The organism is Pseudomonas fluorescens, assembly GCF_001307275.1.
GTDB classification, from domain to species: Bacteria; Pseudomonadota; Gammaproteobacteria; order Pseudomonadales; family Pseudomonadaceae; genus Aquipseudomonas; species Aquipseudomonas fluorescens_AA.
This window is the reverse complement of sequence record NZ_CP012831.1, coordinates 5,303,548-5,317,354: the sequence shown is the minus strand read 5'-3', so window position 1 is coordinate 5,317,354 and position 13,807 is coordinate 5,303,548. Positions and strand designations below refer to the sequence as shown.

Below are 13,807 nucleotides of genomic sequence, written 5' to 3'. Positions count from 1 at the left end.
CCGCGCCTGGCGCGGATTCGGCGTTGCCGGAGGAACGCCATGAGCAGTAACAGCGAAGACCTCTCCAGCCCCCATTTGGCCCTGCCCGCATCGGGCAAAGCGCCCCTGTTCAATCCCGACCGCTGGCGGCTGCGCCTCAAGGGGCTGGCCCTGCCGGTGCTGATCATCGTGTTCCTGGAGATCATCGTGCGCATCGGTTGGCTGCCCGCCTACCAGATGCCGGCCCCCAGCGAGATCGCCCTGACCCTCGGCGACCTGGCCGAGGGGGCGCTATGGAAACATATCAGCGCCAGCCTGTTGCGAGTGCTGCTGGGCTTTGCCATCGGCGCCAGCCTGGCGTTGGTCTTCGCCGCCTGGGTTGGCTTGAGTCGGGAGGCCGAAGCCTATCTGGAGCCGACCTTCGCCGGCCTGCGCTCGATCCCCAGCCTGGCCTGGGTGCCATTGCTCCTGCTGTGGCTGGGCATCGACGAAACCTCGAAGGTGGTGCTGATCGCCATCGGCGCGTTCTTTCCCGTGTACCTCAATGGCGTGGCAGCGATTCGCAACATCGACCGCAAGCTGGTGGAGGTCGGCCAAATGTACGGCTTCAGCCGCCGCCGTCTGGTGCGGCGGATTCTCCTGCCCGCCGCCCTCCCCGGCCTGTTCACCGGGTTGCGCGGCGGCATGAGCCTGGCCTGGATGTTCCTGGTGGCCGCCGAGCTGATCGCCGCGACCAAGGGCCTGGGCTATCTGCTCAGCGATGGCCGCGAAACCTCGCGTCCGGACATCGTGCTGGCGGCGATCATCGTGCTCGCCCTGCTGGGCAAGCTCAGCGACGGCATCCTCGCCGCCCTGGAAAAGCATTTCCTGGCCTGGCGCGACACCTTTAACGGCACCGAGGAGTGAGCCATGACCCAAGCCCTGCTGGACATCCACGTCGAGCGCAAGACGTTCGCCGACACCACCGTGCTCAATCATATCCACCTGCAACTGCAACCCCGGGAAACCGTGTGCCTGCTGGGCCCCAGCGGCTGTGGCAAGAGCACCTTGCTGCGCATCGTCGCCGGTCTGGAGAAAGACTTCGAAGGGCAACTGCTCAGCCACACCGAACACCTGGCCTTTGTGTTCCAGGAACCGCGCTTGATGCCCTGGCTGACGGTGCAACAGAACATCGGATTCAGTGATGACGACGATTACGACAAGGCCTGGGTCGCGCAGTTGATCGAGGAAGTCGGCCTCACGGGATTTGCCGACGCATTGCCCAAGGCGTTGTCCGGCGGTATGGCGCAGCGGGTGGCGATTGCCCGCGGCCTGTACGCGCGACCACAGGTGCTGTTGCTAGACGAGCCCTTCAGCGCCGTGGATGCCTTCACCCGAATGAAATTGCAGGACCTGTTGCTGCAACTGGCCGAACGGCATGGGATCGCCTTGTTGCTGGTGACTCACGATGTCGACGAGGCGCTGTACCTGAGCGACCGGGTGTTGGTGATGGACAACCGCCCCAGCCGCATTCGCCAAGCATTGACGGTGCAACTGGACCATCCGCGAGACCGGCGCGACCCGTTGCTGGCCCGACTCAAGGCGCTGGCCCTGACCGAACTGCAACGTGCTCATGTGATTTGATCAAGGCCCTTCGCTAAGCACTTAATAGCATTAACAAATAAACAATCAGTATTTATGGTTATAAAAATAACCACGTACTCTCAACTCATCCCGTCCCATTGGTCACGACAGTGAAGTGCCTTATGAAACCGACTGACAACGTTATCGACTTCGTCCAATTCCGCAAACGCAAGCAGGCTCAGCAACAGGCCCGGGCCATGTGGGAAATGTACGCGCGTAATGCCGGTTACCAGGCGTTCCAGTGGGTCCAGGCGTTCCAGCCGACCAGGACGTACCAGGCGTGAGCGCCCAGGAACCCTCGCGCTTTTTGGCGAGTGCCGACGAACCCGAAGTGGATCTGAACAACCTGGAAGCCTTGGATGAAGATCCGATTTGCGAACGGGTCGCGCAGAACCTGCAACGCCTGCGCGGCAAGCGACACCTGTCCCTGGACGCCCTCGCTCGCCAGTGCGGGGTAAGTCGGGCCATGCTGGCGCAGATCGAGTCCGGACGCAGCGTGCCCTCGATCAAGGTGCTGTGCAAAATCGCCAAGGGTCTGAAGGTGTCGGTTGCCGCGTTCCTGGAACATCGGGCTTTCGAGGGGGTGGCGGTGCTGTCGGTCAGCCAGAGCAAACGCCTGGTCAGCGCCAGTGGCGCCTTCGTCAGCCGTGCCCTGTTCCCGTTCGATGTGGCACGCCAGTCGGAATTCTACGAGCTGCGCCTGAGCCCGCTGGGGGAGGAGCACTCCGAAGGGCATGGGCCGGGTGTTCAGGAGAACCTGGTGGTGTCCCAGGGTGTGCTGGAGATCAGTGTCAACGACGAGCGCTACCTGCTCTCCACCGGCGACTCGATTCTGTTTTATGCCGACCAACCACACCGCTATCGCAACCCGGCCGACAGCGAAGCGGTGGCGTACCTGGTGGTTACCTACCCGGAACGCCTGGACTGAACCCGCCGGTGGCGAGGGAGCTTGTTCCCGTTTGAGTGCGCAGCGCTCACAAAATGGGGCTGCTGCGCAGCCCAGCGGGAGCAAGCTCCCTCGCCACGGGCCAGTCTCAAGGACGTTGCCCGGCTGTAATCAGCAGGTGCAGCACATCATCGGCATGCCGTTGCAGCTCATCATCATCGGCATGCTGCAGTCGTCCATCATCTTCATCATCAAGGCGCAGCAGTTTTTCATCATGTCCATGTTCATGCCCGCCATCGGCATGACTTTGCACATCATGCAGTCCGCCATCACCGTGCATTCCATCACGCACTTCATCATCGGCATCGGCATGCCCATCATCGGCATTGGCATCATCATGCTCGCCATCGGCATGGCCATGCTCGCCTGGGACATGCACATCATGCTCATGTTGCCGCAGTGCATCATCATCGGCATGCCGCAGTTCATCATCATCTGCATCATGTCGGCGCTGTTCTTGAACATGGCCATGTCCATGCCGGCGGCTGGCATCATTTTGCACATCATGCCGTCGTCCATCATTTCGCAGGTCATGGTCGCCATCATCATCGGCATGCCCATCATTGGCATCATCGGCATGTTGGCGTTCATCGGCATTGGCATCTGCATGGCGTTCATCATGGTGGTGTTCCCTGTAAGGTTCGAGAGTCGGACAAGCTGATGGGGCGGATTCTAAGCATTGACCCGGACCCGACAAGATGGCGATCGAACAGCAAGAATGAACGTTCAGACAGGCTTACCGGAGCGACACACGCCAAGTCGTCTGCTGCTGCATGCACTTCGATTTCATTGCAGACATTTTACAAACGACAGCTTCGATTCTTCGGTCATGGATATGCGATCCAAACCTATATCAATAACCGTAAGAAATAATCGATCTAAATATCATCCAGCGTTTCCCGCCACGAAGGCTCAGCCAATCAACTGGGCATACACCGGCCGGTCGATATTCCCACCAGACAGAATCACCCCCACCTTTTTCCCCTGCATCGCTTCACGTTCCTGCATGAGTGCCGCCAAGGCCGCGGCACCTGCGCCCTCGGCCAGGTTATGAGTGTCGGTGTAATACACCCGCATGGCCTCGGCTATTTGCGCGTCGCTGACCGCGACGATCCGCGCCGCAGCGGCCCCATAGATGGCAAAGGCCTCGGGAATGGGTCTACGCACGGCCAACCCGTCCGCGAAGGTATTCGCCGAAGCGGTCTCACACAGTCTTCCGGTTTCAAATGACAACTTCGCCGCGACGGCCTCGGTGGACACCACGCCCACCACTTGGGTTTTCAGCCCCAAAGCATCGCGGGCGGCGATGACTGCGCAAATCCCCGACCCACAGCCTATCGGCACGTAGACCGTGTCGAGGTCCGGCACCGCCTTGAACAGCTCAAGCCCATAAGTCGCCACGCCCCTGACCAACTCAGGATGGAACGGCGGCACCAGGTAGAGCCCCTGAGCGTGGGCCAGGCGTGCTGCCTCTTCCCGGGCCTCATCAAAATCGCGGCCATACTCGACCACCTCGCCGCCAAAGCCACGCATGGCATTGTTCTTCTCCACCGAGTTACCTTGCGGCACGACGATCAACGCTTTCAAACCCAAGGCGGTGGCCGCCAGTGCCAGGCTCTGGCCATGGTTGCCGCGCGTCGCCGTGACAATGCCTTTCGCCTCGGGATGCTCGCGCTTGAGCCAGTGCACGAAGGTCAGGCCGCCGCGCACCTTGAAGGCCCCGGTCGGGGTGTGATTCTCGTGCTTGACCCACACCGTGCAACCCAACCGTTCAGCCAGCAACGGCCAGGCATACTGCGCCGTGGCGGGCATGAATTGATAGAGATGGCGGGCAGCGTGTTCGATGTCGTCGCGGGTCAGTGTGTGCATGATGGGCCTCCTGGTTTTGCCCAGTCTAATCAGCGCGCCGGCGACGGGGCTTTCAGAAAACTGACCTGACTTTCGGGCCCACTCTTCATTACTATGCTGTTCATGAGCCCGCGAAATCACCCACCGCCGCCCCTGTCTGAACCGGTCCGTCGTATCGAGGCTGGGCCCTGGGCGATCGAATTGCTCCCCGGCTGTGCCTACGCGACCCGCTACGTCGCGACCCAGTCGGCGATCGGCTTTGCCTTCGACAGTCAGCGCGGCCTGCACGCCATCGGCAGCGACCGCGTGTTGCCCTTCGAGGCGCTGCCCAACGGCCTGGCATTCGTTCCCGCCGGGTGCGACGTGCTCTCCGAATCTCCCCGGGGCGGTGAATACCTGCGGATGGTGCGCACCGACGGCATGGCGTTGCCGGCGAAACATGCGTTCAACAATCGTATTGACCCGCAGGCCATCACCCTCGCCTTGAGAATGCGCAGCGCACTGCTGCGTGCCACGGCAGAAGACGATTGGGAAGCCTGGGCGCTCGGGCTGGCTGAGCGAGTGAAGGACCACAAGCGGTTTTCGGCACATTCCCAAGGTTCGATCACGGCCGGCCGGATGCGCCTGCTCGATGAATTCATCGACGCCGGTCTCGACGGCCCGCTGGGGGTCAAGGAAATGGCCGGGCTGCTTGGCTTGTCCGAAGGTTATTTCATGCGGGCATTCAAACAGGCGACCGGCAAAAGCCCACACAGCTACCTGATCGACCGACGCCTCGCCAAGGCACGGGCGCTGATGCGCGACTCAACCGCCCGACTGACCGATATCGCCCACATCTGCGGCTTCAATTCCCAGGCGCACATGACCACGCTGTTCAAGCAACGCCTGGGCGTCAGCCCGGCGCAGTTGCGCGGGTATTCAAGGCCCTGAAGCCTCTGGGCAATGGGTTGATGGGGGCACCTGAGGGGCGAAATGGCGCCCCAAACCAAATTGCCATCAGATGGCCTTGCAAAAACACCCTGGCCGTCTAGATTCAAACCTGTCTCCAACCAGATCTTCAACCACACCTGACAGCCCCTCGGGCGAGAGCGTCTATTGGCCTGAAAAACACACTTGGCGTTGCTTTCAATTACTGACACGGAATCAGTCATATCAACAAGAGGGATGCTTGATGAAGCATGGCCGTGGGTATCGTTCGCGCTCGCAAAAAGGACCAGCCGGACATTTCTGGCTGTCATTGGTTTGCTTTTCAGGCCTGGTGATCGCCAGCTTCCTGTTGTTCGAACAACAGATCCAGGATTTCCTGACCCATCTCAACCTGTACCTGCCCTCGACGCCCGCGCAGAAACTCAACCTGGCCTTGCTGCTGATTGCCCTGCTGGCGCTGGACGTGGTGTTGCCGGTGCCGTCGAGCATGGTCGCGCTGCTGGCCGTGGCGATGCTTGGCAGCCTGGGTGGATACCTGGTGATTTTCGTCGGCCTGTGCCTGGGGGCCGGGCTGGGTTATGCGCTGGGAGCCGGCTATTTGCGCCTGCTGTCCGGCCGCCTGGGCCTGCATCAGCGCCAGCCGGGGCAACTGGCGTACCGGTTGGGCACGCTGTCGTTGATCTGCCTGCGCGGTGTCCCGGTGCTGGCGGAAACCTCGGTCGTCGCTGCCGGCATGCAACGCTACCCATTGCGCGCGTTCATCCTGGTCACCACCCTGGCCAATGCCGGCCTCGCGTTGGCCTACAGTGCCATCGGCACCTTTCTCGTCGAACAGAACGCGCTGCTGGTGACCCTGCTCGCCAGCATGGTATTGCCCGGGCTGTTCATCGCCGGGTACAGCCTGTTCAAGAACATTCGCCGGCGCGACACGGCGCAACCCTTGCACGGGCGCTTCAAGGTCAGCTACGACTACCCGGTGGTGTTCACCGATCATCTGTTCGACCCGCTCAATCCCTGCCTGCATCGTCAGCTCACCGCCGGACACCGCGGCCAGGTAACGGTGCTGGTGTTCGCCGACGAACAACTGCTGCACAGCGCTCCGCACCTGCTGGCACAGATCAATACCTACTTCGCCAGCCATTTTCCGGACCTGCATTTGCAGGCGCCCCCCATCGCGGTCCCGGCCGGCGAATCGAGCAAGGATTCCCAGGTGTTGCAGCAGCTGTACAGCGACATGCTGCAACATGGCCTGGACCGGCATTGCTATGTGCTGGCCCTCGGTGGCGGCGCGGTGCTCGATGCGGTGGGCTACGCCTGCGCCACGTTCCACCGCGGCATTCGCCTGATTCGCATCCCAAGCACCGTACTCGCCCAGAACGACGCCGGGATCGGTGTGAAAAACGGCATCAACGCCTTTGGCCAGAAGAACCTGCTGGGCGCCTTCTACCCCGCCACCGCGGTCATCAACGATTTTCAATTGCTGACCAGCCTGAGCCGACGCGACCAGATCGCCGGGCTGGCCGAGGCAGTCAAGGTGGCGCTGATCAAGGACCAGGCGTTTTTCCAATGGATGGAGCAACAGGCCGACGCCCTCGCCCACTTCGATCACGCGGCCAGCCGCTACGCGATCCGCCGCTGTGCCGAACTGCACCTGGCGCACATCACCGGCGCCGGTGATCCCTTCGAGCGCGGTAATGGGCGGCCATTGGACTACGGGCATTGGGCCGCTCACAAATTGGAAAACCTCAGTCACCACCGACTGCGCCATGGTGAAGCCGTCGCCGTGGGCATGGCCCTGGATGGACTCTACGCCAATGCCCTGGGGCTGTTGAGCGACGCCGACAGCGACCGGCTGCTGCACCTGCTGCTCAAGCTCGGCTTCTGCCTGAACCCGCCGGAACTGACCCTGAAAGATGCACAGGGACGCTCGCAGGTTCTGCTCGGGCTGGAAGAGTTCCGCCAGCATTTGGGCGGGCAACTCTCCATCCCCATGCTCAGCCGGATCGGCGAGTCGGTGGACTTGCATGAAATCGATACCGCGCGAATGGAGCAGGCGCTGCAACGGCTCTGCACGCAGGCGGCCCCTGCACTCACACTGAACGAGAGCTGTGCGCAATGAACCCGTCGTCGCCGGACCTCAAGACCTGGATGACCCTCGGCCGCGTCTCCAACCTGCCCACGGTGTGGACCAACACCCTGGCCGCCGCCCTGCTCGCCAGCAGCGCAGGGGCCCTGGCACCGCCATCGTCCCTGGTCTGGCTCCTGCTGCTGGCGGCACTGTCGCTGCTGTACCTGGCCGGCATGCTGTTGAATGACCTGTTGGACGCCGACTGGGATCAACGCCACCACAATCCGCGCCCCATCACCCTGGGCCTGGTCAGCCGCCAGCAAGTGCGGTTGGCCACGGCGCTGCTACTGGTGCTGGCCGCGGTCGCGTTGCTGGGCCTGAGCCGGTTGATCGAACAACCGCACTGGCTGCTGGGCAGCGCCACGCTGTTGGTGGGTTGCATCCTCGGCTACAACCTGCTGCACAAGAAGTACGCCCACAGCGTCTGGCTGATGGGGGCCTGTCGCTCGGCGCTCTACCTCACCGCGGCGGCCAGCCTGGCGATGCCACCCGAACCGATCTGGCTCTGCGCCCTTTTGCTCGGCGTCTACATCAGCGGCCTGACCTACCTGGCCCGCCAGGAACACCGCAATCAACTGATCAGCCGCCTCCCGCTGCTGCTGATGTTGAGCCCACTGGCGTTGGCGATCTACGCAGACAACGCCTGGTTCTGGCCGGTCCTGCTGATATGGCTTGGCTGGTTGGGCTGGCACTACTGGCGCAACCTGGCCAACCCGCGGCAACGGCAGGTCCGCGCCTTTATCGGTGCGGGCCTGGCCGCCCTGCCGCTGTTCGATGCCCTGGTGCTGGCCGTCGCCAACCAGCCGCTGGGCAGCCTGTTATGTGTCCTGGTGTTTTTCCTGCTTCCTCATTTCCAACGCTGGATCAAACCCACATGAACACGGACGTTACAGCATTGGCATCGGCAGCCCTCGACATGCGCCAGGATTGCCTGAACGAACAACGCCGGCATTTCACCCAGTCGCTCGATGAAACCGAGCGGCAATGGTGGCTCTCGGCGCAGGCGCAACTTGCCCAACGCCCGGACGCCAACACCGCGGCGTTCCTGAGCGGCCAGTGCAAGCGCCACCTCAAGGAGCGCGCCCAGCCCGGCACCGACGGCTGGAGCAATGTCCAACTGGCGCGGGCATTGCTGCTGGCCCAGGTCCTGGAACTGCAACCCGTCGCCGGGCAAGTGTCCTTGCTGCGCCAGTTGTTCCTGTGGGGCGACGACCAGGAAAAGATCGCCACCTTGAAAGCCCTCGACTGGCTCGACAGCGGTGGGCTCTGCGTCGAGCTTGCACTTCAGGCCGGGCGCACCAGCAACAGCCAGGTGTTTGCCGCCCTCGCCCTGGACACCGCCTACCCATCGCGTCACTACGACGAACGGGCCTTCAACCAACTGGTGTTGAAAGCCCTGGGCATGGGCCTCGATGTAGGGCGCCTGGTCGGCCTGACGCAACGACAAAGCGTCACGCTCAACCAGTTGGCCCTCGACCTGCTGGACGAACAACTCGCCGCCGAACGAACGGTGTCTGCCGGACTGACCCACGTGATTGCCTTTGCCCTGCTGAGCCCGGCGCAACGTCAGCGCCTGGTCGGGCTGGCCCAGCAACAACGCTTGCCGCCGCCATGGCAGGCGCACCTGGGCGGCACTTTGCCGAACTGACGCCCGCCCTTCCCCTGCTTTTTTGACGAGGATTCACCATGCTCAAGTACTTCGACCCGCATATCCATATGGTCAGCCGCACCACCGACGACTACCAGAACATGGCGGCCGCCGGCATCACCGGCGTGATCGAACCGGCCTTCTGGCAGGGTCAGGCCAGGACCAGCGTCGGCAGCTTCATCGACTACTTCGACACGCTGTTGGGCTGGGAGCGTTTTCGCGCCAGCATGTTCGGCATCCATCACTTCTGCACCATCGGCCTGAACCCCAAGGAGGCCAACGACTTGTCGGTGGCCAATGAAGTGCTGGAGATCCTGCCGCGCTACCTGGTGAAAGATGGCGTGGTGGCGGTGGGTGAAATCGGCTACGACGACATCACCCCGGAGGAGGATCGCTTTCTCGCCGCCCAATTGGAGCTGGCCAAACAATTCAACCTGCCGGTGCTGGTGCACACCCCGCACCGCGACAAGATCGGTGGCACCAAGCGCACACTCGCGGTCATTCGCGAGGTCGGCATTGCCGAACACCTGGTGATCATCGACCACCTCAACGAACTGACCCTGCCCCTGGTGCTGGACAGCGATTGCTGGCGCGGCCATTCCATCTACCCCAACACCAAGATGTCGGAACAACGCATGGTCGCGCTGCTGCAGCAGTACGGCACGGAAAAAATGGTGGTCAACAGCGCCGCCGACTGGGGCATCAGCGACCCGCTCAAAGTGCCCAAGACCGGCCAGGCGATGCTGGCCGCCGGCTTCAGTGAAGCCCAGGTCGAACAGGTGCTGTTCCACAACCCGGTGGACTTTTTTGCCCAGAGCGGCCAGCTGGACAAAACCCTGGTCAGCACGCCCCTGCCCATCGATCAGCGGCGACAGTGGCAGGACAACTCTGCCCTGCGGGGCCAGGAGCCGGTGATCAAATGAGTGCCCGCACGGGTTGGACGGCCACGCAGATCGGCTATTGCAGCAACGTGCACCCGACCCATGACCTGGGCGGGCTGCGCGCTTCCATCGAACGGCATTTCCAGACCGTACGTACACTGCGCGGGCTCGACACCCAAGACAGTGGATTGTGGATCAGCGCCGTCGCCGCCGCCGAGCTCCAACAGGCGTCCGCCCGTGCGGATTTCCTCGACCTGCTGCAACGCAGCGGGCTACGCCTGACCTCTCTCAACGGGTTTCCCTACGGCCAATTTCACCAGGGCGCGGTGAAAGCCGACGTCTACCTGCCCAGTTGGGCCGATCCGCAGCGGCTGGCGTACAGCCTGGACCTGGCTCGATTTCTCGCCCAGGCCCTGCCAGCGGACTGTGCCCAGGGGGTGATCTCCAGCCTCCCGCTGGGCTATGCCGCCCACTGGAGCCCGACGTTGCAGCAACGTGCCGAGCAGCAACTGCGCGAGCTCACCGCCGCGCTGGCCCGGTTGCAACGAGAGACAGGCAAGAAGATCGTGATCTGCCTGGAAATGGAGCCCGATTGCGTGCTGGAAAACACCGACCAGGCCATCGCCTTCTTTCGTCACTGGCAAGCCACGGACCCACACCATGAACACCTGGCGCTGTGTTTTGACGTCTGCCACCAGGCCGTGATGTTCGAAGACTGCTATCAGTCACTGGACCGATTGCGTCGGGCCCGGGTCCCCATCGGCAAGATCCAGCTATCCAATGCGCTGATTTGCCACCTGCCTGAGGATGCGCAGCGGCGCGAACAGGTGCTCAGGACATTGGCCGGTTTTGCCGAACCCACCTACCTGCATCAAGTCAAAGCCCGCGCTGGACAGGAGCGGTTATCGGCCTGGGCCGACCTTCCCGCGGCCCTGTACGAGTGTGAGCAGGACGGCCGCGCCCCTCCCGAGCTGAGGATTCACTTCCACATTCCGTTGTTCAGCGAACACCTGCTGTTGCCCGAACTCAGCGGCAGCCAGGTCGCCCTGGCGCAGACCTTCGATTTTCTCGCCGACCATGGGGATTTTCGCCCGGTACTGGAAGTGGAAACCTACAGCTGGGGCGTCCTGCCCAGCCAGTTGCGACCCACCACCGAGCACGCCCAACTCCAGGGCATCGCGGCGGAGTTGCACTGGGTCGAAGACCAGTTGCAGCAGCGCCAGTTGCTGCAAACCCAAGCGCTGAAGGCCTGCGCCGATGTCCTCTGAGCCTGCGCGCCAGCCGTTGCTGCTGATCAACGTGGTCGGCCTGACACCCGCACTGCTGGGGGCCGCGACGCCCTGCATCAATGCCCTGTTGAAAACGGCCAGGATGGCCACGCTGCAACCGGTGTTCCCGGCGGTCACCTCCACGGTGCAAGCCTCGATCCTCACGGGCCAGCCACCGTCGGAGCACGGCATCGTCGGCAACGGCTGGTATTTTCGCGATCAGGCCGAAGTGCGTTTCTGGCTGCAGCCCAACGCACTGATCCAGGGGGAAAAAGTCTGGCAGACACTCAAGCGCCAGTACCCCGGGTTTCGCTGCAGCCAGTTGTTCTGGTGGTACAACATGTATGCCGACGTGGACGCCGCCATTACCCCACGGCCGCATTACCCGGCCGATGGCCGCAAGATGTTCGGCCTGTATTCGACGCCGGCCTCGTTGCACGAGCATATCGAACAGCAGATCGGCGAATTCCCCTTTCCAAGTTTCTGGGGCCCGGCAGCCGGCATCGCCTCGAGCCGCTGGATCGTCGATTGCGCCATCGCCGAATTCCAGCTCGACCGCCCCGACCTGCAGTTGATCTACCTGCCCCATCTCGACTACAGCCTGCAACGCCTGGGCCCCGATCATCCGTCGATTGCCGACGAGGTGCGCGCCATCGACAGCGAAGTCGGGCGTCTGCTGGACTTTGCCCAAGCACAGGGCGCGGCGGTGATGCTGCTGTCCGAATACGGGATCGAAGCCGTCACCCAATCCGTTTCCATCAACCGGTTGCTACGCGCCGAAGGCTTGTTGCAGGTCCGCCAATCGCTGGCCTGGGAGTTGCTCGATCCCGGTGCCAGTGCGGCGTTTGCCGTGGCCGACCATCAGGTCGCGCACATCTACGTGAAGCAGGCGCGCGACATCCCTCGCGTCAAGGCGCTGTTGCAGCGCCAGGCCGGCATCGAGCAGGTGCTGGATAAAACCGAACAACGGGCCTGGCACCTGGATCATCCGCGCAGCGGCGAACTGGTGGCCGTGGCCGCCGCCGGTTGCTGGTTCGATTACTACTACTGGTTCGACGACCGCAAGGCCCCCGACTTTGCCCGCACCGTGGACATCCATCGCAAGCCAGGCTACGACCCGCTCGAGCTGTTCATCGACCCAGCCATTCGCTTCCCGAAATTGAAAGTGGCGCGCCGCCTGCTTCAGAAAAAACTCGGCTTTCGCTACTACATGGACCTGATTCCGCTGGACACCCGCCTGGTCCGCGGCAGTCACGGACGGCTGCCCGCGAGCGAAAAGACCGGCCCGCTGCTCATCACCAATTGTGATCTGTCGTTGCCGCAGCACCTTGCGGCCACGGCGGTGAAGCAACTGCTCCTGGAACACTTCCGGGGGCGCCCTCATGCCGATACGGCGAATGCCAAGGAGCTTCCATGCGGCGAGCCATTTCCATAACCGTTCTCAGTGCCCTGGCCGGTTTGGCCCAGGCACAGGACACCAACAACTTCGATTGCAGCAACTTCCTGCAGTTTGGAGCAGACATCAACAAGACCCGGACCGCGTTTGCCCAGAGTCCCGAGACCATGGCCTGGAACTGGTTCGTCTGTTTGAACCAACCCAGCACCGCGCAAAGCAGCAATCTCGTGTGGGAGACGATGAAGCCTTCGGACCAGGTCTACCTGCCCAACGGCGCACCACCGGGCACCTATGACAGCTCAGCGCCGCTCCCGGCCGCCGTGGTGACGCAAGCCAAGGCACAGGGCATGGACCTGTCCCGATCCTTCCATAACATCAATGCCACCCAACAGGTCGATGGCCTGATCCTGCAAATGGGGGGTGCCGTGCCCGATGCCCAACAAGGCCAGCCCGTACGCTTTCAGTTACTGATGGGCAAGGACACGTTCGATTACATCGTGAAGAAGCAGGTCTACAACGTGAACGGTCAGGCCGCCCTGGCCAACGACCTGGACTTCCCCCCCACCGCCTGGGAGTTGAAAGCCGCGTGGCTGTGGATCGGCACGGACACGACCTACCGACAAACCCTGGTGAACGACGGCTACTACATTGCCCAGGCCTACTACCAGCAGGACGATGGTACCTATCAGGTCGGCTATGTGGCATTGAGCGGCCTGCATGTCGTCAACAAACTGAACGCTGACTGGGTCTGGACCACCTTCGAAAACATCAACAACAGCAAGTACACCGTAACCAATGCCCCGACGCCGGCGCCGATGACCAACACCACCGGGCCGACTGCGGCTGCCAAGCCGGTCAATGCCAGCTTCCAGGCCAATAATCGGAGCCTGTCGAAGTACGAGTTGATCGGGGTCGAGTTCCAACCCATCACCCAGGTACTGGCCAATTCACAACTGGAATCGGCGTTCCAGAACACCTCGTCCTGCCTGGCCTGCCACGGCACCGCCGCCTACTCGAACGACAACGGCTACTTCAATTTCGCTCTGAACCAGGGGGGCGGCATCGTCTATCCCACCACTCCGCTGCCGCCCTCGGCATTCGATGGCTACAAAAAACTGGACTTTGTCTGGTCGCTGAAACGCGCCCAGTGGCAACGCTAAGGA

Annotated in this window: 14 protein-coding genes; 12 read left to right on the top strand and 2 right to left on the bottom strand. The window is 62.5% G+C overall.

Annotated elements, in window-relative coordinates:
- Positions 1-39 precede the first annotated feature (39 nt).
- The 4 genes from AO356_RS23710 to AO356_RS23700 all read left to right on the top strand — a co-directional run bounded on the left by AO356_RS23710 (position 40) and on the right by AO356_RS23700 (position 2,530).
- Positions 40-885 carry an ABC transporter permease gene (locus AO356_RS23710; protein ID WP_060741825.1) on the top strand — a complete coding sequence of 282 codons (846 nt, stop codon included), beginning with the start codon at positions 40-42 and terminating at the stop codon, positions 883-885.
- 3 nt (positions 886-888) lie between these two features.
- Positions 889-1,602 carry an ABC transporter ATP-binding protein gene (locus AO356_RS23705; protein WP_060741824.1) on the top strand — a complete coding sequence of 238 codons (714 nt, stop codon included), beginning with the start codon at positions 889-891 and terminating at the stop codon, positions 1,600-1,602.
- Between the two features lie 122 nt (positions 1,603-1,724).
- A complete protein-coding gene (locus tag AO356_RS32885) occupies positions 1,725-1,886 on the top strand; it encodes a hypothetical protein (protein WP_177431673.1) in 162 nt (53 codons plus the stop codon).
- 53 nt (positions 1,887-1,939) lie between these two features.
- The gene (locus tag AO356_RS23700) at positions 1,940-2,530 is read left to right on the top strand and encodes a helix-turn-helix domain-containing protein (RefSeq protein WP_162491264.1); all 591 of its coding nucleotides are present in this window, start codon (positions 1,940-1,942) and stop codon (positions 2,528-2,530) included.
- Positions 2,531-2,659: 129 nt separating this feature from the next.
- On the opposite strand, the gene AO356_RS31195 is transcribed toward AO356_RS23700, so the two are convergent.
- Together AO356_RS31195 and AO356_RS23690 are read right to left on the bottom strand one after the other, a co-directional pair.
- A complete protein-coding gene (locus tag AO356_RS31195) occupies positions 2,660-3,169 on the bottom strand; it encodes a hypothetical protein (protein WP_072404789.1) in 510 nt (169 codons plus the stop codon).
- A 291-nt stretch (positions 3,170-3,460) separates the two neighbouring features.
- Complete coding sequence (locus AO356_RS23690; RefSeq protein ID WP_060741821.1) at positions 3,461-4,417, bottom strand: threonine dehydratase; 957 nt, start codon at positions 4,415-4,417, stop codon at positions 3,461-3,463.
- A gap of 93 nt (positions 4,418-4,510) precedes the next feature.
- On the opposite strand from AO356_RS23690, the gene AO356_RS23685 reads away from it, so the two are divergent.
- The 8 genes from AO356_RS23685 to AO356_RS23650 all read left to right on the top strand — a co-directional run bounded on the left by AO356_RS23685 (position 4,511) and on the right by AO356_RS23650 (position 13,804).
- Positions 4,511-5,326, top strand: coding sequence for a helix-turn-helix transcriptional regulator (locus AO356_RS23685; protein ID WP_060741820.1), 816 nt, complete (start codon positions 4,511-4,513; stop codon positions 5,324-5,326).
- Positions 5,327-5,567: 241 nt separating this feature from the next.
- Entirely contained in the window at positions 5,568-7,442 is a 1,875-nt protein-coding gene (locus AO356_RS23680; RefSeq protein ID WP_060741819.1) for a 3-dehydroquinate synthase, read from the top strand.
- Positions 7,439-8,329 (top strand): UbiA family prenyltransferase, encoded by an 891-nt coding sequence (locus AO356_RS23675; RefSeq protein WP_060741818.1) that lies wholly within the window; start codon positions 7,439-7,441, stop codon positions 8,327-8,329. The genes AO356_RS23680 and AO356_RS23675 overlap by 4 nt, the downstream gene beginning before the upstream one ends.
- Positions 8,326-9,099, top strand: a complete 774-nt coding sequence (locus AO356_RS23670) for an EboA domain-containing protein (protein WP_060741817.1) — start codon at positions 8,326-8,328, stop codon at positions 9,097-9,099. Before AO356_RS23675 ends, AO356_RS23670 begins: the two co-directional genes overlap by 4 nt.
- 38 nt (positions 9,100-9,137) lie before the next feature.
- Positions 9,138-10,022, top strand: coding sequence for a TatD family hydrolase (locus AO356_RS23665; RefSeq protein ID WP_060741816.1), 885 nt, complete (start codon positions 9,138-9,140; stop codon positions 10,020-10,022).
- A complete protein-coding gene (gene eboE / locus AO356_RS23660) occupies positions 10,019-11,248 on the top strand; it encodes a metabolite traffic protein EboE (RefSeq protein ID WP_060741815.1) in 1,230 nt (409 codons plus the stop codon). Before AO356_RS23665 ends, eboE begins: the two co-directional genes overlap by 4 nt.
- Entirely contained in the window at positions 11,238-12,683 is a 1,446-nt protein-coding gene (locus AO356_RS23655; RefSeq protein WP_060741814.1) for an alkaline phosphatase family protein, read from the top strand. Before eboE ends, AO356_RS23655 begins: the two co-directional genes overlap by 11 nt.
- Positions 12,662-13,804, top strand: coding sequence for a hypothetical protein (locus AO356_RS23650; RefSeq protein ID WP_060741813.1), 1,143 nt, complete (start codon positions 12,662-12,664; stop codon positions 13,802-13,804). The genes AO356_RS23655 and AO356_RS23650 overlap by 22 nt, the downstream gene beginning before the upstream one ends.
- Positions 13,805-13,807 lie beyond the last annotated feature (3 nt).